Annotated in this window: 22 protein-coding genes; 13 read left to right on the forward strand and 9 right to left on the reverse strand. The window is 60.2% G+C overall.

Annotated features, from left to right (window positions below; genetic code table 11):
• Positions 1 to 25 precede the first annotated feature (25 nt).
• From K5E40_RS17395 to aspA, 5 genes are all read right to left on the reverse strand, one after another.
• On the reverse strand, positions 26 to 1,051 hold the full coding sequence (locus K5E40_RS17395; RefSeq protein WP_221731893.1) for a histone deacetylase family protein: 1,026 nt from the start codon (positions 1,049 to 1,051) through the stop codon (positions 26 to 28).
• Between the two features lie 690 nt (positions 1,052 to 1,741).
• Positions 1,742 to 2,737 (reverse strand): AraC family transcriptional regulator, encoded by a 996-nt coding sequence (locus tag K5E40_RS17400; RefSeq protein ID WP_221731894.1) that lies wholly within the window; start codon positions 2,735 to 2,737, stop codon positions 1,742 to 1,744.
• A 122-nt stretch (positions 2,738 to 2,859) separates the two neighbouring features.
• Positions 2,860 to 3,864 (reverse strand): asparaginase, encoded by a 1,005-nt coding sequence (locus tag K5E40_RS17405; protein WP_221731895.1) that lies wholly within the window; start codon positions 3,862 to 3,864, stop codon positions 2,860 to 2,862.
• Between the two features lie 169 nt (positions 3,865 to 4,033).
• Positions 4,034 to 5,485, reverse strand: coding sequence for a sodium:alanine symporter family protein (locus tag K5E40_RS17410; protein WP_221731896.1), 1,452 nt, complete (start codon positions 5,483 to 5,485; stop codon positions 4,034 to 4,036).
• 531 nt (positions 5,486 to 6,016) lie between these two features.
• Positions 6,017 to 7,441 carry an aspartate ammonia-lyase gene (gene aspA, locus K5E40_RS17415; protein WP_221731897.1) on the reverse strand — a complete coding sequence of 475 codons (1,425 nt, stop codon included), beginning with the start codon at positions 7,439 to 7,441 and terminating at the stop codon, positions 6,017 to 6,019.
• A gap of 180 nt (positions 7,442 to 7,621) precedes the next feature.
• Between aspA and K5E40_RS17420 the strand changes: the two genes are divergently transcribed.
• The 5 genes from K5E40_RS17420 (at position 7,622) to K5E40_RS17440 (ending at position 11,422) form a co-directional block, all read left to right on the forward strand.
• Complete coding sequence (locus tag K5E40_RS17420) at positions 7,622 to 8,530, forward strand: LysR substrate-binding domain-containing protein (protein WP_221731898.1); 909 nt, start codon at positions 7,622 to 7,624, stop codon at positions 8,528 to 8,530.
• 329 nt (positions 8,531 to 8,859) lie between these two features.
• The gene (gene purE / locus K5E40_RS17425) at positions 8,860 to 9,351 is read left to right on the forward strand and encodes a 5-(carboxyamino)imidazole ribonucleotide mutase (protein ID WP_007920220.1); all 492 of its coding nucleotides are present in this window, start codon (positions 8,860 to 8,862) and stop codon (positions 9,349 to 9,351) included.
• A gap of 10 nt (positions 9,352 to 9,361) precedes the next feature.
• Entirely contained in the window at positions 9,362 to 10,444 is a 1,083-nt protein-coding gene (locus K5E40_RS17430) for a 5-(carboxyamino)imidazole ribonucleotide synthase (protein ID WP_221731899.1), read from the forward strand.
• A 109-nt stretch (positions 10,445 to 10,553) separates the two neighbouring features.
• Positions 10,554 to 10,799, forward strand: a complete 246-nt coding sequence (locus tag K5E40_RS17435) for a GlsB/YeaQ/YmgE family stress response membrane protein (protein ID WP_217829170.1) — start codon at positions 10,554 to 10,556, stop codon at positions 10,797 to 10,799.
• 86 nt (positions 10,800 to 10,885) lie between these two features.
• Positions 10,886 to 11,422, forward strand: a complete 537-nt coding sequence (locus K5E40_RS17440; RefSeq protein ID WP_221731900.1) for a DUF3299 domain-containing protein — start codon at positions 10,886 to 10,888, stop codon at positions 11,420 to 11,422.
• Positions 11,423 to 11,547: 125 nt separating this feature from the next.
• Here the strand turns inward: K5E40_RS17440 and K5E40_RS17445 are convergent, their stop codons facing one another.
• Together K5E40_RS17445 and K5E40_RS17450 are read right to left on the reverse strand one after the other, a co-directional pair.
• The gene (locus K5E40_RS17445; protein WP_221731901.1) at positions 11,548 to 12,447 is read right to left on the reverse strand and encodes a D-hexose-6-phosphate mutarotase; all 900 of its coding nucleotides are present in this window, start codon (positions 12,445 to 12,447) and stop codon (positions 11,548 to 11,550) included.
• A gap of 57 nt (positions 12,448 to 12,504) precedes the next feature.
• Positions 12,505 to 12,909 (reverse strand): acyl-CoA thioesterase, encoded by a 405-nt coding sequence (locus K5E40_RS17450; protein ID WP_003229628.1) that lies wholly within the window; start codon positions 12,907 to 12,909, stop codon positions 12,505 to 12,507.
• A 378-nt stretch (positions 12,910 to 13,287) separates the two neighbouring features.
• Between K5E40_RS17450 and K5E40_RS17455 the strand changes: the two genes are divergently transcribed.
• The 8 genes from K5E40_RS17455 (at position 13,288) to K5E40_RS17490 (ending at position 24,100) form a co-directional block, all read left to right on the forward strand.
• Complete coding sequence (locus tag K5E40_RS17455) at positions 13,288 to 14,586, forward strand: MFS transporter (protein ID WP_221731902.1); 1,299 nt, start codon at positions 13,288 to 13,290, stop codon at positions 14,584 to 14,586.
• 240 nt (positions 14,587 to 14,826) lie between these two features.
• Positions 14,827 to 15,828: a phosphate ABC transporter substrate-binding protein PstS gene (locus K5E40_RS17460; protein WP_221731903.1), complete on the forward strand. Its 1,002-nt coding sequence runs from the start codon at positions 14,827 to 14,829 to the stop codon at positions 15,826 to 15,828.
• Between the two features lie 174 nt (positions 15,829 to 16,002).
• The gene (locus K5E40_RS17465; RefSeq protein WP_221731904.1) at positions 16,003 to 18,288 is read left to right on the forward strand and encodes an ABC transporter permease subunit; all 2,286 of its coding nucleotides are present in this window, start codon (positions 16,003 to 16,005) and stop codon (positions 18,286 to 18,288) included.
• Positions 18,289 to 18,304: 16 nt separating this feature from the next.
• Positions 18,305 to 19,975, forward strand: coding sequence for a phosphate ABC transporter permease PstA (pstA, locus tag K5E40_RS17470; protein ID WP_221731905.1), 1,671 nt, complete (start codon positions 18,305 to 18,307; stop codon positions 19,973 to 19,975).
• A 184-nt stretch (positions 19,976 to 20,159) separates the two neighbouring features.
• The gene (pstB, locus tag K5E40_RS17475; protein WP_221731906.1) at positions 20,160 to 20,993 is read left to right on the forward strand and encodes a phosphate ABC transporter ATP-binding protein PstB; all 834 of its coding nucleotides are present in this window, start codon (positions 20,160 to 20,162) and stop codon (positions 20,991 to 20,993) included.
• 120 nt (positions 20,994 to 21,113) lie between these two features.
• The gene (phoU, locus tag K5E40_RS17480; protein ID WP_221731907.1) at positions 21,114 to 21,875 is read left to right on the forward strand and encodes a phosphate signaling complex protein PhoU; all 762 of its coding nucleotides are present in this window, start codon (positions 21,114 to 21,116) and stop codon (positions 21,873 to 21,875) included.
• Between the two features lie 164 nt (positions 21,876 to 22,039).
• Positions 22,040 to 22,996, forward strand: coding sequence for a response regulator (locus K5E40_RS17485; protein WP_221731908.1), 957 nt, complete (start codon positions 22,040 to 22,042; stop codon positions 22,994 to 22,996).
• Between the two features lie 207 nt (positions 22,997 to 23,203).
• Positions 23,204 to 24,100: a M23 family metallopeptidase gene (locus tag K5E40_RS17490; RefSeq protein ID WP_221731909.1), complete on the forward strand. Its 897-nt coding sequence runs from the start codon at positions 23,204 to 23,206 to the stop codon at positions 24,098 to 24,100.
• A 36-nt stretch (positions 24,101 to 24,136) separates the two neighbouring features.
• On the opposite strand, the gene K5E40_RS17495 is transcribed toward K5E40_RS17490, so the two are convergent.
• Together K5E40_RS17495 and phoR are read right to left on the reverse strand one after the other, a co-directional pair.
• The gene (locus K5E40_RS17495; RefSeq protein WP_221731910.1) at positions 24,137 to 25,477 is read right to left on the reverse strand and encodes a hemolysin family protein; all 1,341 of its coding nucleotides are present in this window, start codon (positions 25,475 to 25,477) and stop codon (positions 24,137 to 24,139) included.
• Positions 25,478 to 25,588: 111 nt separating this feature from the next.
• A complete protein-coding gene (phoR, locus tag K5E40_RS17500; RefSeq protein WP_260455826.1) occupies positions 25,589 to 26,875 on the reverse strand; it encodes a phosphate regulon sensor histidine kinase PhoR in 1,287 nt (428 codons plus the stop codon).
• Between the last annotated feature and the right edge of the window lie 40 nt (positions 26,876 to 26,915).

Consider the following 26,915-nt stretch of genomic DNA (forward strand, 5'->3'; position numbering starts at 1 on the left):
GTGCCAATCCGTTTTCAGGCGCTATTCATCGTTCAAACCCTTCAAGCACGTTCACCGCGTTGATGCCGATTTCCTCCACCGCGTAACCGCCTTCCATGACAAACAGCGTTGGTTTGCCGAGGGCGGCAATACGCTTGCCCATCGCCAGGTAGTCGGGACTATCGAGTTTGAATTGCGAGATCGGATCATCCTTGAACGTGTCGACACCGAGCGACACCACGATGATGTCGGCGCCGTAGCGGTCGATCTCATTGCAAGCTTGTTCCAGGGCCGCGCTCCACATGTCCCAGCCTGAACCGGCGGGCAGCGGATAGTTGAAGTTGAAACCCTCACCGGGGCCTTCGCCGCGTTCATCGTCGTAGCCGAGGAAGAACGGAAACTCCGCTTCCGGGTGGCCGTGGATCGAGGTGAACAGTACGTCGCTGCGCTCGTAGAAAATCGACTGGGTGCCGTTGCCGTGGTGATAGTCGACGTCGAGGATCGCGACTTTTTTGTGGCCCTGATCGAGGAACGCCTGCGCGGCGATGGCGGCGTTGTTGAGGTAGCAATAACCGCCCATCAAGTCGCTGGCGGCGTGGTGTCCCGGTGGGCGGCAGAGGGCAAAGGCACTGTGCGCACCACCCTGAATCGCCGCTTGCGCGGTCAGTGCCACTTGCGCTGCGCTGTAGGCGGCCTGCCAGGTGCCAGCGGTGATCGGTGCGCCGCCGTCGAAGCTGTAATAACCGAGTTGGCCGTGCAGGCTGGTCGGTTTGATTGCGCGCAATGTGCGGGCTGGCCAGGTGTAGGGCAGCAGATCACCGTCGGTGTTGAACTCGGTCCAGCGCGCCCACGCACCCTTGAAGAAATCGAGGTAATCGCGGCTGTGGATACGGGCGATGGGTTCGAGGCCGAAATCCTGGGGGGCTTGGACCGGGCCCAGGTGTTGGTTTTGCACGCGTTGCAGCACATGGTCGGCGCGCGAGGGCATCTCGAAGCAAGGCTTGAGCTGGCCATCGATCAGTTCGCAGCGGCCATGGTGCAGGTGGTGATCGTCCGAGTAGATCGTCAGCATTTGTTGTTCTCCGCAGGGCTGATTCGGTGGCCTCAAGTGTTGCGGCGTACAACGATTCGGAGAACGGCAGGAAAGGCCAAAAGGGGATTAATATGGCCAAAAATCATGACCGCAATTGGCCCCTCAAGCCTGCATCAGAAAATACGCTCCCACAGGGATTTGTGTTCAACCGGTAGGGACGAGGTTGTCCAGCACGCGGTTGACCGCCGGTTCACTGAGCATGATGCTCGCCGAGGCGAGGGATTCGCAGGCGTGGGTCAAGGAAGTAACTGGGCGTGTGCTTAAACGGCTACCAGAACTAACGTTTAACGCCGAGCTAAAGGATGGCGAAAAACCTGTGGGATCGGGCTTGCTAGCGAAGGCGGCGTGTCAGTTTATGCATCAGGTGACTGACACGGCCTCTTCGCGAGCAAGCCCGCTCCCACAGGGATTTGTGTTCACCGGTAGGGACGAGGTTGTCCAGCACGCGGTTCACTGAGCATGATGCTGGTCGAGGCGAGGGATTCGCAGGCGTGGGTCAAGGAAGTAACTGGGCGTCTGCTTAAACGGCTACCAGAACTAACGTTTAACGCCGAGCTAAAGGATGGCGAAAAACCTGTGGGAGCGGGCTTGCTCGCGAAGGCGGGGTGTCAGTTTATGCATCAGGTGACTGACACGGCCTCTTCGCGAGCAAGCCTGCACACTGGAATCTCAGTGCGGTCTGAACTGACTCGGCGCCACGCCGCTCCAGCGTACGAACGCATGGCGGAAACTCGCGGTCTCGCTGAAACCCAGGTGTTCAGCGATGCGGTAGATCGGCAGTTGATCTTCACAGAGCATTTGTTTGGCTCGTTCGAAACGCAATTCGTCGAGCAGTTCCTGATAGCTGCTGCCCATGTCTTTGAGGTGCCGGCGCAAGGTGCGCGGTGAGCACTTCATCTGCTGGGCCAGCCCCTCAAGCCCAGGTGCGGCGTTCAATTGGGCGCTGAGCAATTGGCGAATTCTTCCCAGCCATGCCTGACGCCCAGTGAACTCAAGATTCTGTTTGCGGCAGCGTTCGGCCATGGCCTGATGAGTAATGCTGTCGGCCAGGGGTAACGGTTGATCGAGCCAGTGCTTTTCGAACGCAAAGGCGTTGTCCTTGGCGGCGAAGTGCAACGGGCTGGCGAAATGCTCGGCGTAGCTGTCACGGTAATCCGGCGCCGCGTGTTCAAAGCGAGTGGCGAGTAGCGGTAGCGGATGACCGAGCAAGTCGTCGCAGATAACTTTCAGTGACACCAGACAGAATTCGGCATTGAACGCGGCCATCGCCGGACTCTCGCGATAATCGGCCGCAACGAACCAGACACGCTCGCCGTCGTCCTCAAGGTTCAGCTCGAAAAGTGTTCCCAACAACGCCGGATAACGGATCGCCAAACGCAAAGCGTCACCGAAGGTGGCACAGGTCAGGAGTGCGTAACCGAGCATGCCGTAGCAGGAAACGTGCATGCGCCGGCCCAGTTCCAGGCCGATGTCGTGCTTGAGCGCGACCGCGTTGGCGCAGACCTGCATCTCCTGATTGGTGGTGATGCGCGTATCGGCTCGGCTCAGATCCGCCGCACTGATGCCGCTGCCGGCCAGCAGCGCCTGGCTCGACAAGCCTTCGGCGTTGAAGGTGTTGAGTATCAGGGAGACGGCGTTGAGGGTGGTGAGGTGGGAGTGGAGCATCAGTGTCTTCCAGCCAGGGGATGCTGGAAAAGGGAGCAAGTTGTGTGCCGCGATGCTTGTGGTGTCAGCCCGATCCAGCCCTCACCCTCTGGGAGAGGGTGAGGGGCGATCCAACGCCATGCTCAGGCCAGCTCACCACACAGGTCGAGTTCGACCAGTCGGCGGACTTCAGCGGTTTCCAGGCCTGCACCGAGCAATCCGTTCAACTTGCCGAACGCGGCCTCACGGGTCATGCCGCCACCGGACAACACACCAACGCCGCGCAAACGACTGCCCGCTTCGTAAACATCCAGTTCGACGCCGCCTTCATGGCACTGCGTGACCGCCACCACGACCACGCCGTTGTCCCGCGCGCGGGCGAGGCTGGCGAGGAACGCCGGATTGTCGCTCGGCCCGGTACCGCTGCCGTAGCACTCCAACACCAAGCCCTGAATGCCGCTGTCGAGCAGGCCGTCGAGGATTGGCGCGCCGATGCCGGGGAACAGTGGCAACACGGCAACGTTCGCCAATTGTTTTGGCTGGTTGTAATTCAACGCCGCTGGAATCGAGGCTGCTTTCACGCCGCCGCCCTGACGCTCCAGACGCTTGAACGGATGGCGACCGAAGCTGCGCACTTTTGCGCAACGGGTCGGTGCCAGCCGTTCGCCGTGGAAGTACAGATGCACGCCCGGTGCCAGCCCTTGGCCGAGGGCAACCAGTGCGCCGCTGAGGTTTTCCCAGGCATCGCTGTCGGTGACGCCGGCCGGCAGCATCGAGCCGGTGAAGCACACGCGAGCGTGCAGGCCGAGCAACTGGAAGCTCATCGCCGCCGCGCTGTAAGCCAGAGTGTCGGTGCCGTGCAGGATCAGCACGCTGTCGCAGCCTTGCACATCAACGGCGTCGACCACGGCTTCGCGCAGTTGCTGCCAGTAGGCCGGGGTCATGTTGGCGCTGTCGATCAGCGGCGACATCTCGCGAAAGCGCCACTGCGGCACCACCAGATCAGGCTGGCTGTGCAGGTAGTCGCGCATCCGCGCTTCGAAACCGGACGCCGGGGCCAGGCCATTGGCGCTGGCCTGCATGCCGATGGTGCCTCCGGTGTACAACACCATGACGTGCTGGGCGGCGGGATAAGTCGAAGGGTTCATAGGATTCTCCGAAACGATGAGTTCCTTGTGGGAGCGGGCTTGCTCGCGAATGCGGTGTGTCAGATACAAGAATTTTGACTGACACACCGCATTCGCGAGCAAGCCCGCTCCCACAGGTATTGCATCACAATAACTGACGGGCGCAGGGGATGCGCCCGTCATTCACCTATCAGCGTTGCGCTGCAGGGACGCCTTGCGGCTCGGCTTGTGTCTTGCCAGCAGCGGCAGGCGGGTTGGCCGGCCAGGCTTTGCGGTCCAGGTCCAGATCCGGGAACTTGCTCGAATCGAATACCGGGGTCTTGATGCCGGCCGAACGCTGGTCATCGTAGTCACGCAGGATACGCATGCCGACCTTGAACAGCAGGAACAGCGCGATCAGGTTAACGAACGCCAGCATGGTCATGGTGATGTCGGCGAAGGCGAACACGGTGCCGAGGTTTTCGATGGCACCCCAGAAGATCAACACCAGTACCAGCGCACGGTAGCCGATCAGCGCCTTGCGGTTTTCACCGATCAGGAAGCGCAGATTGCTTTCGCCCAGGTAGTAGTTGTAGAGAATCGAGGTGAACACGAACAGCGCCAGCGCCACCGAGATGAACATCCGGCCCCAGTCACCAACCACGGCGGCCAGCGAGTTTTGGGTCAGGGCAATGCCGTCGCCTTCGAAGCCCGGGGTGTAGAAACCGGAGAGCAGGATCAGCAGCGCGGTGCAGGTGCAGATCACGAAGGTATCGAGGAACACGCTGAACGCTTGAACCACACCTTGTGCCACCGGGTGCTCGACCGACGCCACAGCCGCCACGTTCGGTGCACTGCCCAGACCGGCTTCGTTGGCGAATACACCACGCTTCACGCCCATCACGATCGCGGTGCCGATCAGGCCGCCGAAGGCCTGGTCGAGACCGAAGGCGCTCTTGACGATGGTCATCAGCATGGCGGGTACTTGGTCGATTTGCAGCACGATCACGTAGATGGTCACGCCGATGTAGATCAGGGTTTTCACCGGCACCAGCAGGTCAGCGACCTTGGCGATGCGTTTGATCCCGCCGATGAACACCAGGCCCAGCAACACCGCCAGGCCGATGCCTGTGTAGGTGGTGTCGAAGCCGAAGGCGTTGTTCAGCGAGTGGGTCACGGCGTGGGCTTGCAGGCCGTTGAAGGCGAAACCGAAGGTCACCAGCAACAGGAATGCCATGACCATACCCAGCCAGCGCTTCTGCAGACCGTGCTGGATGTAGTAGGACGGGCCGCCACGGTAGGTGCCGTCGGAGTCGGTACGTTTGTAGAGCTGACCGAGCGAGCATTCAAAGAAGCTGCTGGACATGCCGACCAGAGCGGTGACCCACATCCAGAACACTGCACCTGGCCCACCCAGGGTCACGGCGATGCCGACACCTGCGATGTTGCCTGCACCGACGCGGCCGGCGAGGCTGAGCATCAGGGCCTGGAACGAGCTGAGTTGCCCGGCGCTGCTTTTCAGGCTGTCGCGGAACACCGCGAACATGTGGAAGAAGTGACGAAATTGAACGAAACGCGAGCGAATCGTGAAGTAGCTACCGAGCCCGACAATGAGCACGATCAGTACTTTCCCTGAGAGGAAGTCGTTGATGACTTCGAGCATGGATTTATCCTCGCTGTTTTTTGTGTAAGCAAATACTGGATGGTAGAAACATCGTGTTACACCAGCGTGCACGCGGCACAGCAGGAGAGGCGATGATTTCGTCCCGGATCCATTTCGCGGGTTTGTTATTAGTTCGGGTTTCGCATGGGTTATGGCCTCGTTACCGACGACCGCTCACGCGAAGAGGGGCGGCACTATACCTATCAGTGCGGCGCCCGTCTGCACGGTTGTGGTGCAAGCGACGAAACGAAGCTTTGAAACACCCGACGTTACCGGCGCCGGGCTTGTGCAGGGATTGCTGTCTGTGGGTGCGGGTTTGCTCGCGAATGCGGTGTGTCAGGTTCATTTTGGTCGACTGACACGACGCCTTCGCGAGCAAGCCCGCTCCCACATGAAGCAACCCCCAGACATACGGGTCTCAGGGGCAGAGCGTTAAAAAAAAGGGCCTGGGGACTGATCCCCAGGCCCTCAAAAGGTGAGAGGTGTCTAGTCCCTCGACCTGGTGAGCGGTGCTACACACATCACGTCGGTTCAGCCTTTGAGCGGAACCAGACGCGGAGCAATCATGTTTTCCGGGCGCAGGATGTCGGCGAGCATGGCTTCGTCGAGCAGACCTTCTTCGCGCACCAGTTCCAGCACGCCGCGGCCGCTTTCAAGGGCGATACGGGCAATGCGGGTGGCGTTTTTGTAGCCGATGTACGGGTTCAGTGCGGTGACCAGACCGATCGAGTGTTCGACCAGTTCGCGGCAGCGCGCTTCGTTGGCGGTGATGCCGACGATGCAGTGCTCGCGCAGCATGTCCATGGCGCGCTGCAGCAGACGGATCGAGTCGAGGATCTTGAAGGCGATCAGCGGCTCCATCACGTTCAGTTGCAGTTGGCCGCCTTCGGCTGCCATGGTCAGCGCCAAGTCGTTACCGATGACCTGAAAGGCCACCTGGTTCACGGCTTCCGGAATAACCGGGTTGACCTTGCCTGGCATGATCGAGCTGCCTGGCTGACGTGCCGGCAGGTTGATTTCGTTGATGCCGGTGCGCGGGCCGCTGGACAGCAGGCGCAGGTCGTTGCAGATCTTCGACAGCTTGACCGCGGTGCGCTTGAGCATGCCGGAGAACAGCACGAAGGCGCCCATGTCGGAGGTGGCTTCGATCAGGTCGGCGGCGGGCACCAGCGGTTGACCGCTGATCAGCGCCAGACGCTGGACAGCCAGGGCCTGATAGCGTGGGTCGGCGTTGATGCCGGTACCAATGGCGGTACCGCCCAGGTTCACTTCAGTCAGCAGTTCCGGGGCCAGCGTCTTCAGACGGGCCAGGTCTTCGCCCATGGTGGTGGCGAAGGCACGGAATTCCTGGCCGAGGGTCATCGGCACGGCGTCTTGCAGTTGGGTGCGGCCCATTTTCAGGACGTGGTTGAATTCTTCACCCTTGGCTGCGAATGCCTTGATCAGGCTGTCGAGGCTGGCCAGCAGCGAGTCGTGGCCCAGCAGCAGACCCAGACGGATCGCGGTCGGGTAGGCGTCGTTGGTCGACTGCGCCATGTTCACGTCGTCGTTCGGGTGCAGGTACTGGTACTCGCCTTTCTGGTGACCCATTGCTTCGAGCGCAATGTTGGCGATCACTTCGTTGGCGTTCATGTTGGTGGAAGTACCGGCGCCACCTTGAATCATGTCGACCACGAACTCTTCGTGGAAATCACCGCGGATCAATCGGGCACAGGCTTCGCTGATGGCAGCGTGCTTGGCTTCGCTCAGATGACCCAACTCTCGGTTGGCGTCAGCGGCGGCCTGTTTGACCATCGCCAGACCGACAACCAGTTTCGGGTAATGCGAAATCGGAACGCCCGAGAGGCGGAAGTTGTTCACCGCTCGCAGGGTCTGGATGCCGTAATACGCTTGAGCCGGTACTTCGAGGGCGCCAAGCAGGTCGTTTTCTGTGCGGAAAGATGCAGCGGAGGACATGATGGAAATCATCTCAATATGGACCCGGTCTGTGCCGGAACGCTGCGAATGCTAGGCTTGTGGGGCATTTTGGGCCAATGCTGTTCAGCACTGGCCTATGCACATTCGGCATAATGCCCGTGTGACGCCGCGTGCGCGGCAGACGTGTGACCTGTTTTGGTGCGTGTCCGGGAGGACGTGATGAATCTGGAAAGCAAATGGCTTGAGGACTTCAGTGCTCTGGCCGCCACCCGCAGCTTCTCGCAGGCCGCCGAGCGGCGCTTCGTGACCCAGCCGGCCTTCAGTCGACGGATCCGCAGCCTTGAGGCGGCGCTGGGGCTGACGTTGGTCAACCGCTCGCGCACGCCGGTCGAGCTGACGGCGGCAGGGCAGTTGTTTCTGGTGACCGCGCGTACTGTGGTCGAACAACTCGGCGAAGTGCTGCGCCATCTGCATCATCTGGAAGGCGGGCAGGGCGAGGTGATGCAGGTTGCTGCCGCTCACTCGCTGGCGTTGGGCTTCTTTCCGCGCTGGATCGCGCAGTTGCGCAACGAAGGGCTGAACATTGCCACGCGGTTGGTGGCGACCAACGTCGGCGACGCCGTGCATGCGTTGCGCGAGGGTGGTTGCGATCTGATGCTGGCGTTCTATGACCCGGACGCGGCGATGCAGATGGACCCGGAGATTTTCCCGTCGCTGCATCTGGGCCAGACGGAGATGCTCCCGGTGTGCGCGGCGGATGCCGATGGCAAACCGCTGTTCGATCTGGAAGGTGAAGCCAGCGTGCCGCTGCTCGCCTACAGCGCCGGGGCTTTTCTCGGACGCTCTGTGAACGGTTTGCTGCGCCAGCGTCAACTGCGGTTTACCACCATTTATGAAACCGCCATGGCCGACAGCCTGAAAAGCATGGCGCTGGAAGGCCTCGGCATTGCCTGGGTGCCACAACTGAGCGTGCGTGCCGAACTGGCACGCGGTGAACTCGTTGTGTGCGGCGGCCCGCAATGGCATGTGCCACTGGAGATTCGTCTGTACCGCTGCGCACTGGTGCGCAAGGCCAACGTCCGTCTGCTGTGGCGCAAGCTAGAAGGTGGCGCCGCACAAAACACCTGAACCCATCGAATAACCCTGTGGGAGCTGGCTTGCCAGCGATTGCGGTTGGCCAGTCACCCTCAATGTTTGCTGACACGACGTCATCGCTGGCAAGCCAGCTCCCACAAGGGATTTGCGGTGTTTCTGGACTGACCTTCAAGTCAATAAAACCGGGCCTTTGCGTCATTTGACAGATGGTCGCCCAGGGGGCTGTTTATTGCTTTCTTTGCGGTATACTACGCGGCCTTCGGCCGGTACGTCCGGCCATTTTTCCTACAACAAGCCACGCATTCTGCGTGGCTTGTTGTTTTTGACGCGCCTGCGGGCGCCCAGAGAGAAGAGGCGCGACGATGAGTGCACTGGTTGGCGTGATCATGGGCTCCAAGTCCGATTGGTCCACCCTTAGCCACACCGCCGATATGCTGGAAAAGCTCGGCATCCCGTACGAGGTCAAAGTGGTCTCTGCCCACCGCACCCCGGATTTGCTGTTCCAGTACGCCGAAGAGGCTGAAAGCCGCGGTATCGAGGTGATTATCGCCGGTGCCGGTGGCGCAGCTCACCTGCCAGGCATGTGTGCGGCCAAGACCCACCTGCCGGTACTGGGCGTTCCGGTGCAGTCGGCCATGCTCTCGGGCGTCGACTCGCTGCTGTCGATCGTGCAGATGCCGGCCGGCATTCCGGTCGCCACTCTGGCCATCGGCAAAGCAGGTGCGATCAACGCGGCCCTGCTCTCGGCGAGCATCCTCGGCGCCAAGCATCCACAGTTTCACGCGGTACTGAAAACCTTCCGTGCCGAGCAGACAGACAGCGTCCTGGACAATCCAGACCCACGTATTGCCTGAGGTTGTTGAGATGAAGATCGGTGTAATCGGTGGCGGCCAGTTGGGCCGTATGTTGGCCCTGGCGGGGACTCCGCTGGGCATGAACTTCGCTTTCCTCGACCCAGCGCCGGACGCTTGCGCCGCGGCGTTGGGTGAACACCTGCGGGCCGATTACGGCGATCAGGATCATCTGCGCCAGTTGGCCGATGAAGTCGATCTGGTGACCTTCGAGTTCGAAAGCGTCCCGGCTGAAACCGTAGCGTTTCTCTCGCAATTCGTGCCGGTCTACCCGAGCGCTGAAGCCCTGCGCATTGCTCGCGACCGCTGGTTCGAGAAGAGCATGTTCAAGGATCTGGGGATTCCAACCCCAGCCTTCGCCGACATCCAATCGCAAGCTGATCTGGACGCCGCCGTCGCTTCCATCGGTCTGCCGGCCGTGCTGAAAACCCGCACGCTGGGTTACGACGGCAAGGGCCAGAAAGTCCTGCGCAAGCCTGAAGATGTGGTCGGCACTTTCGCCGAACTCGGTAGCGTCGCCTGTTTGCTGGAAGGCTTCGTGCCGTTCACCGGTGAAGTCTCGCTGATCGCCGTGCGCGCTCGCGATGGCGAAACCAGGTTCTACCCGTTGGTGCACAACACCCACGACAGCGGCATCCTCAAGCTGTCCGTTGCCAGCACCGATCACCCGTTGCAAGCGCTGGCCGAAGACTATTCCAGCCGCGTGCTCAAGCAACTGGATTACGTCGGCGTGATGGCGTTCGAGTTCTTTGAAGTCGACGGTGGCCTGAAGGCCAACGAAATCGCCCCGCGCGTGCACAACTCCGGGCACTGGACCACCGAAGGCGCCGAGTGCAGCCAGTTCGAAAACCACCTGCGCGCCGTTGCCGGCCTGCCGCTGGGTTCGACCGCCAAAGTCGGCGAGAGCGCGATGCTCAACTTCATCGGTGTCGTACCGCCGGTAGAGAAAGTCATCGCCATCGAAGATTGCCATCTGCATCACTACGGCAAGGCGTTCAAGGCCGGACGCAAGGTCGGTCACGCCAACCTGCGTTGCGCCGACATGGCCACGCTCCAGGCGCAGATCGTCAAGGTCCAAGCGCTGATCGCCGAGTAAAACACTTTCATGTGGCAGCGGCGGAACCATTCAGGGGCCGCCGTTCTCTCATGGCAGGATGCGAAAGTCTGACTAGGCTTCGCATATCGACCATCAAGAGGGAAGTGCCATGGGAATTATCGGAACCATCTTTATCGGCTTGATCGTCGGCCTGCTGGCGCGGTTCCTGAAACCGGGCGATGACAGCATGGGCTGGATCATGACCATCCTGCTCGGTATCGGCGGTTCGCTGGCGGCCACTTACGGCGGCCAGGCTTTGGGCATCTATCAGGCAGGTCAGGGCGCAGGCTTCTTCGGCGCGCTGGTCGGCGCGATCGTGTTGCTGGTGATCTACGGCCTGATCAAAAAGAACTGATCCAAGCGACAAAGCCCTCTCTGCCAATCGGGCGGGGAGGGCTAGAATGCTCGGCGATTCATTCCTTTCTTTTTCCGAGCACCTTCATGCGCCGTCTTCTGTTGACTCTCCTTTTCCTGGGCAGTGGTTTGGCCCACGCCGGCGAACTGCCGGAAACCGACTGGCTGGAACTGATGCCCAAGTCGGACCAAAAGGCCCTTGAGGCCATGCCTGAAATCGACCACAACTCCCCTGAAGCCACTGGCACCTTCACCGAGAAGGGCGGCATGAAACAGGCCAAGGGTCTGCCGGCGGTGATGTATTCGACCAAGACTGTGGCGGCGATGAATGGCAAGCACATCCGCATTGGCGGATACCCGGTGCCGCTTGAGTCCGACGCCAAGGGTCGCAGTACGCTGTTCTTCCTCGTGCCATATCCGGGCGCGTGCATCCATGTGCCGCCACCGCCGCCGAATCAACTGTTGCTGGTGCGCTACCCGAAAGGTCTGAAGCTCGATGACATCTATACGCCGCTGTGGGTGACCGGCACGCTGAAGATCGAGAAGGTCAGCAATGATCTGGCTGATGCGGCGTATGCGCTGGAAGCGGACAAGGTGCGGGTGGTGCAGGAATCTGATCTCTAAGATTTGGCGTAGAACCCAATGTGTGATCGGGCTGGCTCGCGAATGCGGTCTGTCAGTCACATTGATGTTGCCTGATACGACGCTTTCGCGAGCAAGCCCGCTCCCACAGTGTTATCCGGTGTTGGTTAGAGCGGTGCGCTGCGGATGCTGACACCCATGGTGTGAAGGGCACCGGGCGCCAGATTCACCACGTCATCCATTACATTCGCGGTCTCGATGCACAGCATGCGCTGCCAGCCATCGTTATCCATATCGCTGAGCGCTGCCGCGCGGTCGGTCCACGGGTTCCAGATCACAGCGGTGCGCGAACCCGTAGCCGTCAGCACGATACGCCGTTCCCACGTCGGGTCGATGATGCTTAGCTGTGGCGGGGCGTCGAGGTAGATGCGGTCGGTTTCGCCGGCAAAGTGCAGATCACCTTGCTGGGTGACGGTCTTCCAGTCATCCAGCGTCTCGATGTAATTCAGGCCATCGACACCGTCGACGTGCACATTGCGCACATCGCTGACGGCGAAGTACGTGTGCAGCGCCTGGCTGAGGCTGACGGTATCGGCGCCCCGGTTGTGGCTGGTCAGGCTGAAGTGCAATTGATCATCCAGACGCAGGGTCAGGATCAGATCCACTTCATGGGGCCAGCCCGGCAATCCGCCTTCGGGGCAGGGCAGCTTGAACTCGACATTGATGCCGTTGGCCTCGGCTTCGATACCGCCCAGCGCCCAATCCATCGCCCTTACCAAACCATGCGCCGGCGCCGGTTCGTCACTGACGCGCATGGCTTTGACGCTCTGCGGATTGCGTTCGAACTTGCCGAACCACGGCCAGCACACCGGCACACCGGCGCGGATGCTCTTGCCGGTCTTGAAATCGGCCTTGTCGTTGAGCCAGATGATCGGCGGCTGGCCGTCGATCTGATAACTGAGGATGTGCGCGCCTTGCTGGGCCACCAGCACTTCGGCCTGACCGTGGCGAATGCGCCAGCAGTTCAGTTCATCCAGTTTCACGGCTTCAACGTTGGGCGGGTTCATGGGACAGCTCTCGATCAGAAACAAGGACAACTATCGACCGTAAAACGGCCGTGAGGTTTAGCGTGCGCGTGGAGGTACCGAACGGGTGCGACCGCTGCCGTCGATAGCGACGAAGACGAACACCGCTTCGGTGACTTTACGCCATTCGCTGGACAGCGGATCGTCGCTCCACACTTCGACCATCATCTGGATCGAGCTGCGGCCGATTTCCAGGGTCTGTGTATAAAAGGACAATTGCGCGCCAACGGCCACTGGCACCAGGAACGCCATGCGATCAATGGCGACGGTCGCGACGCGGCCACCGGCCACACGGCTGGCCATTGCGGTGCCGGCCAGGTCCATTTGCGCGACCAGCCAGCCGCCGAAAATATCGCCAAAGCCATTGGTTTCACGCGGTAGCGCGGTGATTTGCAGGGCCAGATCGCCCTGCGGGATCGGATCTTCTTGTTCGAGCTCTATCATGCCGAGGGGCCTCTGACCCGTGACTCTTTGTGGGTATTGCGGGTGGTAGCCGTCTTCAGGAAAAACGATTCAGCACCGAACATATTACGTTCGTCACGTTTTCCATAAGGCAACTAAAAGGGAAACTCTGCGAAATCGGCTGCTCCCAGGCAAAGGGCGGACCAACGACGTTTTCGCACAGCAACCCCCTACAAACCGGAGCAAGGTTGCGAGTATATCGGTCGGTAGACTCCGAGACGACCATCCGGTTCTGATTTTGACCGCCAAATACGCACCTCTATGTGCTTTTTCGAACAATTTGCTATGGTGCCGAACCTGCTCAAGCCACAGCCAGCGTTGTTGTGGCGGTAGATCCGCCTAATAAGAGAAGCCCTTGCCATGACCACAGCGCCCTCGAGCCTCGCGCAGTCCGAGCAACCCGCACGACCGTTGACCCGCAATGATTACAAGACTCTGTCGCTGTCTGCCCTGGGGGGCGCGCTGGAGTTCTACGATTTCATCATCTTCGTTTTCTTTGCCACCGTGGTCGGCAAACTGTTCTTCCCCGCCGACATGCCAGAGTGGCTGCGCCTGATGCAGACCTTCGGCATCTTCGCCGCCGGTTACCTGGCGCGGCCGTTGGGCGGCATCGTCATGGCGCATTTCGGCGATCTGTTGGGTCGCAAGAAGATGTTCACCCTGAGCATTTTCATGATGGCTGTGCCGACCCTGATCATGGGGCTGCTGCCCACTTATGCGCAAATCGGCCTGTGGGCGCCGATCCTGTTGCTGCTGATGCGCGTGATTCAAGGGGCGGCGATTGGCGGTGAGGTGCCTGGGGCGTGGGTCTTCGTTTCCGAACATGTGCCGCAAAAGCACATCGGCTATGCCTGCGGCACCCTCACCAGCGGCTTGACCGCCGGCATCCTGCTCGGCTCGCTGGTCGCCACCGCGATCAACAGCATTTATACGCCCGTGGAAGTTGCGGATTACGCCTGGCGGATTCCGTTCCTGCTCGGTGGCGTGTTCGGCCTGTTCTCGGTTTACCTGCGTCGCTGGCTGCACGAAACCCCGGTGTTCGCCGAGTTGCAATTGCGCAAGGCGCTGGCCGAAGAAGTGCCGTTGCGTGCGGTGCTGCGTGATCATCGCGGGGCGATTGCAATCTCGATGCTGCTGACCTGGTTGCTGTCCGCCGGGGTCGTCGTGGTGATCCTGATGACCCCGACCGTACTGCAAACGGTCTATCACTTCTCGCCAACCACAGCGCTGCAATCGAACAGCCTGGCCATCGTATTCCTGAGCATCGGTTGCATCATTTCCGGCGCCCTGGCGGATCGTTTTGGCGCCGGCCGGGTGTTTGTCTTCGGTTGCCTGGGCTTGTTGATCAGTTCCTGGACCTTCTATCACAGCCTCGCCGATCACCCTGACTGGTTGTTCCCGCTGTACGCGTTGACCGGATTTCTGGTCGGCACCATCGGTGCGGTGCCCTATGTGATGGTCAAAGCGTTCCCGCCGGCGGTGCGCTTCAGTGGCCTGTCGTTCTCGTACAACGTGGCGTACGCGATCTTCGGTGGTCTGACGCCGATGGTGGTCAGCCTGCTGCTGAAAAAAAGCGCGATGGGCCCGGCTTATTATGTGGTGGTGCTCTGCGCGGTGGGGATTGTGGTGGGCGCGTGGCTCTGGAAGAAGGGCCGCTGATCCCGACACTTCATCGATTGTTCTGACGCCTTCGCGAGCAAGTCGCACCGCCGCTCCCACATTTGGAATGCATTTCAAAGTGTGGGAGCGGGCTTGCTCGCGAATGGGGCGCCGCGAATCACTCACTAAAAAACCAATGCTGGCCTTTCATCCAATTGTCATATTTCAGCCATAGAGTGTTCACACGGCCTGCTGATACTTGGCCCCGACTTAACACCCCCTATCTGCTAGGAGTAAGGCATGAAACTGAAGCGTTTGATGGCGGCAATGACTTTTGTCGCTGCTGGCGTAGCGACTGCCCACGCGGTAGCCGCTGGCGTTGACCCGGCAATTCCGGCGTACAGCAAAGTCACCGGTGTATCGGGCAACCTGTCCAGCGTTGGCTCCGATACCCTGGCTAACCTCATGACCCTCTGGGCTGAGAACTACAAAAAAGAATACCCGAACGTCAACATCCAGATTCAGGCTGCCGGTTCCGCTACAGCGCCACCTGCGCTGACTGAAGGTACTTCGAACCTGGGCCCTATGAGCCGCAAGATGAAGGACACCGAACTGGCTGCCTTCGAGCAGAAGTACGGCTACAAGCCAACCGCTATCCCGGTTGCTGTGGACGCCCTGGCGGTCTTCGTTCACAAGGACAACCCGATCCAGCACCTGACCATGGAACAGGTTGACGCGATCTTCTCGTCCACCCGTCTGTGCGGCGCCAAAGCCGACGTCAAAACCTGGGGCGACCTGGGTGTGACCGGCGACCTGGCCAACAAGCCAGTGCAACTGTTCGGTCGTAACTCGGTATCCGGCACCTACGGCTACTTCAAAGAAGAAGCCCTGTGCAAAGGCGACTACAAGCCAAACGTCAACGAACAACCAGGCTCGGCTTCGGTCGTGCAGTCGATCAGCTCCTCGCTGAACGGCATCGGTTACTCGGGCATCGGCTACAAAACCGCTAGCGTGAAAACCGTGGCCCTGGCCAAGAAAGGCAGCACTGACTTCATCGAAGACAGTGAAGAAAACGCCCTGAACGGCAAGTATCCGCTGTCGCGTTTCCTCTACGTTTACGTCAACAAAGCCCCGAACAAGCCTTTGGCCCCGCTGGAAGCTGAGTTCGTGAAACTGGTGCTGTCCAAACAAGGCCAGGAAGTGGTTGTGAAAGACGGTTACATCCCACTGCCGGCCAAGGTTGCTGCAAAAGCACTGGCTGACCTGGGTCTGCAAGAAGGCGGCGCTGTCGCTAAGAAGTAACAAATTGAGCCCGGGGTGAACCCCACCGGGCTCAAGTGAAAGGCCGGATCTGCCCGCAGACCGGCCTTTTACACACCTCAAATTTTCGATCCGCCTCCAGTACCCGCTGGGGGTGGATTTGGTGCGTCACTGCATTGTCATCTTTCTGTCATACAGGATCGCTAGGGTGAGCGCATGAATGATCTGGCCAACTCCACAATGACTACGACTTCCCCTCCCAAGCGCATTGATTTCAATACGCCTGAGCTGCAACGCAAGCGCCGTATTCGCGCGCTCAAGGATCGCCTCACTCGCTGGTACGTCCTGATTGGCGGCCTGGCAGTGCTGGCGGCCATCACGCTGATTTTCTTCTTCCTCGCCTATGTGGTTGCCCCGCTGTTCAAAGGTGCCGACCTGACCGCGAAAGATGCAATCACCCCAGCCTGGATGCAGGACGCTGGCAAGCCACTGATGATTTCGCTCGAAGAGCAGAATAAGGTGGCCATGCGCGTTTCCGACAAAGGTCAGGCGCTGTTCTTCGATATCGACAGTGGCGCTGAGTTGAAGCGTGTCGATCTGCCGGTGCCGGCAGGTGCAACGGTGACGTCCATCGCCAAAGACCAGCCAGGTCATCCGCTGGTCGCCGTGGGCCTGTCCAACGGCCAGGTGCTGGTGTTCCGCCACACCTATAAAGTCAGCTACCCCGATGGCAAGAAAACCATCACCCCAGCCATCGAATATCCCTATGGCGACACGCCGATCGCGCTGAACGAAAGCGGCGGTGCGCTGGAGCACGTCAGCCTCAATGCCTCCGATTCGACCTTGATGCTGGTCGGCTCCACCGGTTCGCAACTCAATGTGCTGTCGCTGACCAGCGAAGAAAACATGATGACCGGCGAAGTCACCAACGAGCAGAAGCGTATCGATCTGCCGCAGATGACTGAGCCGGTGAAAAACATTTTCGTCGACCCGCGCCAGCAGTGGCTGTATGTGGTCAACGGGCGTGCCCAGGCCGACGTGTTCAGCCTGCGCGACAAGAGTCTCAATGGTCGTTACAAACTGCTGGAAAACGGCGATGCGCAAGTGACCGCGACGGCCCAGTTGGTGGGCGGTATTTCGCTGATCGTCGGTGATTCCAATGGTGGTCTGGCCCAGTGGTTCATGGCTCGCGACACCGACGGTGAACTGCGCCTTAAGCAGATTCGCACCTTCCAGATGGGCACTGCACCGATCGTTGAAATCACCGCTGAAGAGCGTCGCAAGGGCTTTCTCGCCCTGGATGCCAGCGGCAAGCTCGGCGTGTTCCACAGCACCGCACACCGCACTTTGCTGGTCGATCAGGTGGTCGACGGCCAAGGCTTGTTCGGTCTGTCGCCTCGCGCCAACCGTGTGATTGTCGAAGCGGGCGGCAAGCTGCAACCGCTGCTGCTCGACAACCCGCACCCGGAGGTGTCCTGGAGCGCGTTGTGGAGCAAGGTCTGGTACGAAAACTACGACGAGCCTAAATACGTCTGGCAATCGACCGCCGCCAACACTGATTTCGAACCCAAGATGAGCCTGGCGCCACTGACCTTCGGTACGCTCAAGGCAGCGTTCTACGCCATGTTGCTGGCGGCACCGCTGGCCGTTGCCGCTGCGATCTACACCGCGTACTTCATGGCCCCGAGCTTGCGCCGCAAGGTCAAACCGGTGATCGAGTTGATGGAAGCGATGCCGACGGTGATCCTCGGTTTCTTCGCCGGTCTGTTTCTCGCACCTTATGTGGAAGGGCATTTACCGGGCATCTTCAGCCTGCTGATGCTGCTACCGATCGGCATTCTGGTGGCCGGGTTCACCTTCAGCCGTCTGCCTGAAGCCATCCGCCTGAAAGTGCCGGACGGCTGGGAAAGTGCGCTGCTGATTCCGGTGATCCTGTTTGTGGGCTGGCTGTCGTTGTACATGAGCCCGTTCATGGAGAACTGGTTCTTTGGCGGTGACATGCGCATGTGGATCTCCCACGACCTGGGCATCACCTACGACCAGCGCAACGCACTGGTGGTTGGTCTGGCCATGGGTTTCGCGGTGATCCCGAACATCTACTCGATTGCTGAAGATGCCGTGTTCAGCGTGCCGCGCGGCTTGACCCTTGGCTCGCTGGCGCTGGGTGCCACACCGTGGCAGACCATGACCCGCGTGGTCATCCTCACCGCAAGCCCGGGCATCTTCTCGGCATTGATGATCGGCATGGGCCGTGCGGTCGGGGAAACCATGATCGTGCTGATGGCCACCGGTAACACCCCGGTCATGGAGCTGAACCTGTTCGAAGGTCTGCGTACGCTGGCGGCCAACGTGGCAGTGGAAATGCCGGAGTCGGAAGTCGGCGGCAGCCACTACCGCGTGCTGTTCCTCTCGGCGCTGGTGCTGCTGTTGTTCACCTTCATCATGAACACCCTGGCAGAACTGATTCGTCAGCGTCTGCGCAAGAAATACTCGTCGCTTTAAGCAAAGGTAGAAGTCTGTGAAACAGAACTCCCTGAATGGATGGTTCAAGAGCGGCGCCCCTGGCGTCTGGATCAGCGGTGGCGCGGTGTCCATCGCGGTCATCATGACCATTGGCCTGCTGGCGGTGATTGCCGTGCGCGGTCTGGGTCACTTCTGGCCGGCGGATCTGATCCGTGCCAACTACGACGTGCCGGGCCAGGCCAATCACCTGGTCATCGGCGAAGTGGTGCAGAAAGAAGAAGTGCCGCGTGCCCGCCTCAAGAGCGCTGGTTTGCCAGTGCCTGATCAGGGCCCGGAGTTCATGACCCGTGAGCTGATCAAGGTCGGTAACCGTGATCTGAACGGCAACGACTTCACCTGGATCGTCGGCGAGTGGCTGACTAACCAGACGTCGCCGCCGGAGCTGATGGCGATCGAGCGTCGTGAGTGGGGCAATTTCTACGGCTACCTGGTCAACGTCAAACAGGACGGTAAGGTGATCGCCGAGGGCGAGGCTGCATGGCCTGAGCTGCAGGCGCGGATCGACCGCGTGAGCGGGCTTGCCAAGCAACTGAAGTCGCTGGAAAAGACTGACATCGGCGCGATCAACGCAGGGTTGGAGCGCATCCGTCTGCACGGCCGCAAACTGGAACTGGAAGGCAAACTTGACGCCACCGCACAAGCGGACATGGAATCCGAGCGCGCCGAACTTAACGCTCGTTATCAGGACGTTGAAGCACGCCTGTCCGATCTGCATGCCCAGTTCAACCGTGATGCCTTGACCGCTCGTGATGCCAACGGCAAAGAGATTGAAATCGGCCTGGGCAAAGTGGTTCACGCCTACCAGCCGAATGCGATGGGTACGTTCACCAAGATTCGCTTCTACTTCGCCAAGGTTTGGGAATTCCTGTCGGAAGATCCGCGTGAAGCGAACACCGAAGGCGGGATTTTCCCGGCGATTTTCGGCACCGTGATGATGACCCTGATCATGGCGATGATCGTGACCCCGTTCGGCGTGTTGGCGGCGGTGTACCTGCGTGAATACGCCAAGCAGAACGCCCTGACGCGGATCATCCGTATCGCGGTGAACAACCTCGCCGGCGTACCGGCGATCGTTTACGGCGTGTTTGGTCTGGGCTTCTTTGTTTATGTACTGGGTGGCTCGGTTGACCGCTTGTTCTTCCCCGAAGCGCTGCCGGCACCGACCTTCGGTACGCCGGGCCTGCTCTGGGCTTCGTTGACCCTGGCGCTGCTGGCAGTGCCGGTGGTGATCGTGGCGACTGAAGAAGGGCTGGCGCGGATTCCACGCACGGTGCGCGAAGGCTCGCTAGCGCTTGGCGCGACCAAGGCTGAAACCTTGTGGAAGATCGTCCTGCCAATGGCCAGCCCGGCCATGATGACCGGCATGATCCTCGCCGTGGCTCGCGCCGCCGGTGAAGTGGCGCCGCTGATGCTGGTGGGTGTGGTGAAACTGGCGCCGTCGCTGCCGATGGACGGCAACTACCCGTACCTGCACCTGGATCAGAAGATCATGCACTTGGGCTTCCACATTTATGACGTCGGCTTCCAGAGCCCGAACGTCGAAGCAGCCCGCCCGCTGGTGTACGCCACGGCGCTGTTGCTGGTGTTGGTGATCGCCACGTTGAACCTGTCGGCGGTGTGGATTCGTAACCACCTGCGCGAAAAGTACAAAGCGTTGGACAGTTAACACAAACCTTGTGGGAGCTGGCTTGCCAGCGATGCAGGCGATGCGGTGTTTCATTGACACCTCGGTGATGCAATCGCTGGCAAGCCAGCTCCCACAGGAGTCGCGACAGATACAGAATTTGAGTAACCCGCTGGCGTTTTCCAGCGGTTCAACGAACCGAATTTGTTAGCACAGGGAGCCTCCCATGCAGCACGAAACACATACCCACGGCATCAACATGTCTGCCCTGGGCCGCGACAAGCAGAGCCTGAGCCTCGAGCAGGAAACCGTTGCCATCGAAGTGCCGGGCCTGAGCCTGTACTACGGCGACAAACAAGCACTGTTCGACGTCAGCATGAACATCCCGAAACAGCGCGTGACGGCCTTCATCGGCCCGTCCGGCTGCGGCAAGTCGACGTTGCTGCGTACCTTCAATCGCATGAACGACCTGGTTGACGGTTGCCGCGTAGAAGGCGCGATCAACCTGTACGGCAACAACATCTATCGCAAGGGCGAAGACGTTGCCGAACTGCGTCGTCGCGTCGGCATGGTGTTCCAGAAGCCGAACCCGTTCCCGAAAACCATCTATGAAAACGTGGTTTACGGCCTGCGCATTCAAGGGATCAACAAGAAGCGCATCCTCGACGAAGCCGTTGAGTGGGCGTTGAAAGGCGCGGCGCTGTGGGACGAAGTCAAAGACCGTCTGCACGAATCGGCACTGGGCCTGTCCGGTGGTCAGCAGCAGCGTCTGGTGATTGCCCGCACCATCGCGGTTGAGCCCGAAGTACTGCTGCTCGACGAACCGTGCTCGGCTCTCGATCCGATCTCGACCCTCAAAGTCGAAGAGCTGATCTACGAATTGAAATCCAAATTCACCATCGTCATCGTGACCCACAACATGCAGCAGGCGGCGCGGGTGTCCGACTACACGGCCTTCATGTACATGGGCAAACTGGTGGAATTCGGCGACACCGATACGCTGTTCACCAACCCGGCGAAGAAGCAGACCGAAGACTACATTACCGGTCGTTATGGTTGATTGAGGCAGCTGCGAGCCGCGAGCTTCAAGCGGCAAGCGAGAGCGGTTCGAGTACGACACAAATCAGCTTGCAGCTTGTAGCTTGCAGCTCTTGGTAAAAGCTTTTGCGGAGCGAACACAATGATTTCTAAGGAAGGCCTCACTCATCACATTTCCGCGCAGTTCAACGCTGAACTGGAGGAAGTGCGCAGCCACCTCCTGGCCATGGGCGGACTGGTCGAGAAACAGGTCAACGACGCCGTCACAGCGCTGATCGAAGCCGACTCCGGCCTGGCCCAGCAGGTGCGCGAAATCGACGATCAGATCAACCAGATGGAGCGCAACATCGACGAAGAATGCCTGCGCATTCTGGCCCGTCGTCAGCCAGCGGCCTCCGACCTGCGTCTGATCATCAGCATCTCCAAGTCGGTGATCGACCTGGAGCGCATCGGCGACGAGGCCACCAAGATTGCCCGCCGCGCCATCCAGCTGTGCGAAGAGGGCGAGGCGCCGCGCGGTTACGTTGAGGTGCGCCACATCGGTGACCAGGTGCGCAACATGGTGCGTGATGCCTTGGATGCGTTTGCCCGTTTCGACGCCGATCTGGCGTTGTCGGTGGCGCAGTACGACAAAGTCATCGACCGCGAATACAAAACGGCACTGCGCGAGCTGGCAACCTACATGATGGAAGACCCACGCTCTATCTCGCGGGTCTTGAGCATCATCTGGGTGCTGCGTTCGCTGGAGCGTATCGGTGACCACGCGCGCAACATCTCGGAACTGGTGATCTATCTGGTGCGCGGCACCGACGTTCGCCACATGGGCCTCAAGCGCATGAAGGAAGAAGTTCAGGGCACAAGCGGCGAAACCGCTAATGTTCCGGGCGTTGCTGACGATAAGTAAGATTGCCTGAGAAAAGCGCCCGGCCCTTTGGCCGGGCGTTTTTATTTAGGGGTTCGGATAAAAAAGCAGCACCCGCGAACGAAAAGTCCCGGCGTGACTGAAGAGTTTTGGCAATGTGCCATCAGCCAGCGTTATGCTTGCCGGGATTTTTATAGGGGTGTTGGATGAGCAAAATCAGTGTGTTGGTCGTGGACGATGCGTCGTTCATTCGTGACCTGGTGAAAAAGTGCCTGCGTAATTACTTCCCGGGGATCCGCACCGAGGATGCCGTCAACGGTAAAAAGGCTCAGGCCATGCTGGCCAAGGAAGCCTTCGACCTGGTTCTGTGCGACTGGGAAATGCCGGAAATGTCCGGTCTCGAACTGCTGACCTGGTGCCGTCAACAGGACAATCTCAAGACCATGCCGTTTGTCATGGTGACCAGCCGTGGCGACAAAGAGAACGTGGTGCAGGCGATTCAGGCTGGCGTTTCGGGCTATGTCAGCAAGCCGTTCACCAACGAGCAACTGCTGACCAAGGTCAAGCAGGCGCTGAACAAGGTCGGCAAGCTCGATACCCTGATGAACAGCGCACCGACCAAGATGAACTCGGCGTTCGGCAACGACTCCCTGAGCGCACTGACCGGCGGCAAACCTGCCGTGGTCGGCGGTGCTCCGGTGGCCGCTGGGGTCAACCCGTTTGCCAAACCCGCCGCTGCTGCACCCGCGCCAGCCGCCGCGCCATCCCGTGGTTTGCTCAACAGCCCGCCGGTCAAAGCGCCCGCCGCCTCGGCAGCGCCGGCTGGAGGTCGAGGTCAGGGCCAGTTGCGCCTGCCCAGCGGCAACCAGCAATGCGTGATCAAGGCCCTGAGCATCAAGGAAGCGCTGTTGGTGGTGAAGCGCACCGACACCCTGCCGCAGATCCTCGACAGCGCCGTGCTCGACCTGGAGCAGGGCGACAACGCCGAAATCGCCCGCCTCAATGGCTACCTGCATGCCATCGTCGCTTTTGAGCAGAAAGCCGACAGCGACTGGCTGCAACTGACCTTTCGCTTCGTCGACCAGGATGCGCAGAAACTCGACTACATCTCCCGCCTGATCGCCCGCGGCACGGCGCAGAAGCACTTCGTCCCCGGCGCTTGATCTTCATCGCCTGACAGTCTGTCTTCACGAGCAAGCCCGCTGCCACATTGGAATGTATTTCAAATGTGGCAGCGGGCTTGCTCGCGAAGGGGTCATCACTGACGACATCCATTCTCCAGACTGCCAATTTGAAACATCTGTCGACTAGCCTGGTCTGCTTGACCTGCTAGGCTCATTTCCAGGCCTTACTCGACAGAACCTTTGCCCATGCTCGCGCGCCTGCTGTTTTTCTGTGGTCTCTTCATGGCCTCCACCTCGGCTGTGGCCATGACTATTTACAAATCCACCGATGCCAACGGCGTGGTCTCCTACAGCGACCGTCCGAGCAAAGGCTCGCAGGTGTTCGTGTTTCAGGACCGCATGGTCGAACGCCTTGAGCGGCAGGTGTACCTCGACATCAAGAAGCAGAAGGGCATCGACGTGGTGTTCGTGCGCAATGATCTGTACGCGCCGGTCGAGGTTGCACTGGCGTTTACCGGAATGAGCAATGTGCGTGGTGCGCCCGCTCAAACGATCCGCCGGGTGCTGCCGGCACGCAGCAATACGCGCTTGGCGTTGCTGACGGCGGTTTCCGGCACCAGGCCCCTGGTGTATACGCCGCAGTTCCATTATTCCCTTGGCGACCCTGCCGGGACGGCGCAGGGCTATCGCTATCCGCTGCCGTGGCGTGGCGGGCCGTTTCGCTTGAGTCAGGGCGCCAATGGCCAATACAGCCACTATGGGCCGAAGAACAAGTACGCGATGGACATCGCCATGCCGGTGGGTACACCGATCATTGCCGCGCGGGCTGGCGTGGTGGTGAAAACCGAGAACTCACAGAGTGGACGTGGCACTGATCCCTCCGGCAATTTCGTGCGGGTGCTGCACGATGACGGCACGATGGGTGTGTACCTGCATCTCAAACAAGGCTCGGTGAGGGTGCGCGAAGGGCAGCGGGTGACAGTGGGCAGTTCGTTGGCGCTGTCGGGCAACACCGGCAACAGCAGCGGCCCGCACCTGCACTTTGTGGTGCAGCGCAATAGCGGGGCGGGGCTGGTGTCGATTCCGTATCAGTTCAACCAGCCGCTGGGGGCATTGCCCAACTTTGCGTTGGGCAAGCAGTGATGAGGGGCCTGATCTGACGCCTTCGGCATCAGCTCATCAATCCAGCATCAACACCTTGGCCAGCACAATCTTCGGCCCTTTCATCTTCTTGATGATGATCCGCAGACCTTCGACTTCCAGCACCTCTTCCTCTTCCGGCACCCGTTTGAGCGTTTCGTAGACCAGTCCGGCGAGGGTTTCGGCTTCGATGTGGTCCAGATCGATGCCCAGCAGGCGCTCGACCTTGAACAACGGCGTATCGCCGCGCACCAGCAATTTGCCCGGCTGATAAGCGAGAATCCCGCGCTCGGCCTTGCGGTGTTCGTCCTGAATGTCGCCGACCAGCACTTCCAGCACGTCTTCCATGGTCAGGTAGCCGATGATGTTGCCGTCAGCCTCCTCGACCACGGCGAAGTGCGAGCCACCCTTGCGGAACTGCTCCAGCAGTTGCGACAGCGGCATGTGCCGCGACACGCGTTCCAGCGGACGGGTCAGTTCAGCCAGGTTGAACGATTCGGGAATGTGATCCAGCGCCGCCAGTTCCAGCAGCAGATCCTTGATGTGCAGCAGGCCGACAAACTCCTGGCGCTCACTGTCGTACACCGGATAACGGCTGAACTTGTGGCGACGGAACATCGCCAGGATTTCCTTCAGCGGCGCGTTGAATTCCAGCGTGACCAGGTCTTCCCGGGAGTTGGCCCAGTCGACCACTTCCAGTTCACCCATTTCCACCGCAGAGGCCAATACGCGCATGCCTTGGTCGCTCGGATCCTGCCCACGGCTGGAGTGCAGGATCAGTTTCAGTTCTTCGCGGCTGTAGTGGTGTTCGTGGTGCGGGCCGGGTTCGCCTTGCCCTGCAATCCGCAGAATCGCGTTGGCGCTGGCATTGAGCAGGTAGATCGCCGGGTACATCGCCCAATAGAACAGGTACAGCGGCACCGCCGTCCACAGCGACAGCAGTTCGGGTTTGCGGATTGCCCATGATTTGGGTGCCAATTCGCCAACGACGATGTGCAGGTACGAAATAACGAAGAACGCAGCGAAGAACGACACGCCCTTGATCACTTCCGGCGACTGCACGCCAACGCTTTCCAGCAAGGGCTCGAGAATGTGCGCAAACGCCGGCTCACCCACCCAGCCCAGGCCGAGGGAGGCGAGGGTGATGCCGAGCTGACACGCCGAGAGATACGCATCGAGCTGACTGTGTACGGTGCGCAGGATGTGCCCGCGCCAGCCGTTCTTGTCAGCGATGGCCTCGACCCGGGTCGAGCGCAGTTTGACCATGGCGAATTCCGCTGCAACGAAAAAGCCGTTGAGCAAAACCAGGATCAGAGCAAAAAGGATCATGCCGAAATCGGCAAATATTGTAGCGAGGGACAAGCCAGGGGAAGGGTCCATGATGGAGTTTTGCGGGTTCCGTGTAATTCGTAAGAGAGAATAAGTCGCGCCTGAAAGGCAGGCGCAAGTCAGCCAATGTAGCGGCTGACCTGGCGATTGCCTAGTCCGGCATTACTCAGCGGCGCTAATTGCCCGTACTTGAGCCACTTGAGCCGGGGCGAAATGGCAGGTGAACGTGCTGCCATGACCGGGCACGCTGCTGATTTCCATGCGTGCGCGGTGGCGCAGCAACACATGTTTGACGATCGCCAGCCCCAGCCCGGTGCCGCCCGTGTTGGAGTTGCGGCTGGAGTCGACGCGGTAGAAGCGTTCGGTCAGGCGCGGCAGGTGTTTGCTGTCGATCCCCATGCCCGAGTCCTGCACGCTCAGGTGTGCGCCTTGCTCATCACTCCACCAGCGAATGCGAATGTTGCCCTCGGCCGGCGTGTATTTCACCGCGTTGAACACCAGATTGGAGAACGCGCTGCGAAGTTCTGCCTCGCTGCCCTTGAGCATGAGGCTGGTGTCGGCTTCCAGCGTGATGTGCTGGTTTTTTGATCCGGACAGTTGCTGCGCGTCGCTCTTGATCGATTGCAGCAGCGTGTCGACGGGCACCGGATGGTTGTCGGACGGATAGTCGGTGGCTTCCAGTTTGGCCAGCAACAGCAGGTCGTTGAGCAACGTCTGCATGCGTCCGCCCTGTTGCTGCATCTGCTGCAGGGCACGGCTCCAGCGCGGGTTCACTTCCTCGACGTTGTCGAGCAGGGTTTCCAGATAGCCGCAGATCACCGTCAGCGGCGTGCGCAACTCGTGGGAAACGTTGGCGACGAAATCTTTGCGCATCTGCTCCAACTGATGGATGCGCGTGACGTCGCGCACCAGCATCAAGTGTTCGTTGTTGCCGTAGCGGGTCAGGTACAGCTGAATGCGCACGCGATCATTGGTCGGCGAGGGGATTTCCAGCGGCTCGGCGTAGCTTTCCTGCTCGAAGTACTCCTTGAAGCGCGGATGGCGGACCAGGTTGGTCACCGGTTGGCCGCTGTCTTGCGGGGTCTTGAGGCCGAGCAGGGTTTCGGCGGCGCGGTTCCACCATTCCAGGTTGCCATCGCTGTCGAGCATGATCACCGCGTCTTTCAGTGCGGCGGTGGACTCCTGCACCCGGTCGATCACCGCTTGCAGGCGCCCGCGTACCCGTTGGTCGCGGCGTTGCAGGTGATAGATGCTGTCGAACACCTCGCCCCACAGGCCGTAGCCGTCGGGCGGTGCTTCATCGGGTTGGTGCAGGCGTAGCCATTCGTGCAGACGCAGCAATTGCTTGAGCGTCCAGGCCAGATAAATACCCAGGCCCGCGGCAAGGCTCCAGCCGTAATAGCCGGTGATCAGGCCGATCACCAGACAAGCGGTGACCAGCAGCAGCATGTGGCGAATCAGGGTGCCATGCCAGTTTTGATTCACGGGA

Source organism: Pseudomonas baetica (assembly GCF_019733355.1).
Lineage (GTDB): Bacteria > Pseudomonadota > Gammaproteobacteria > Pseudomonadales > Pseudomonadaceae > Aquipseudomonas > Aquipseudomonas baetica_A.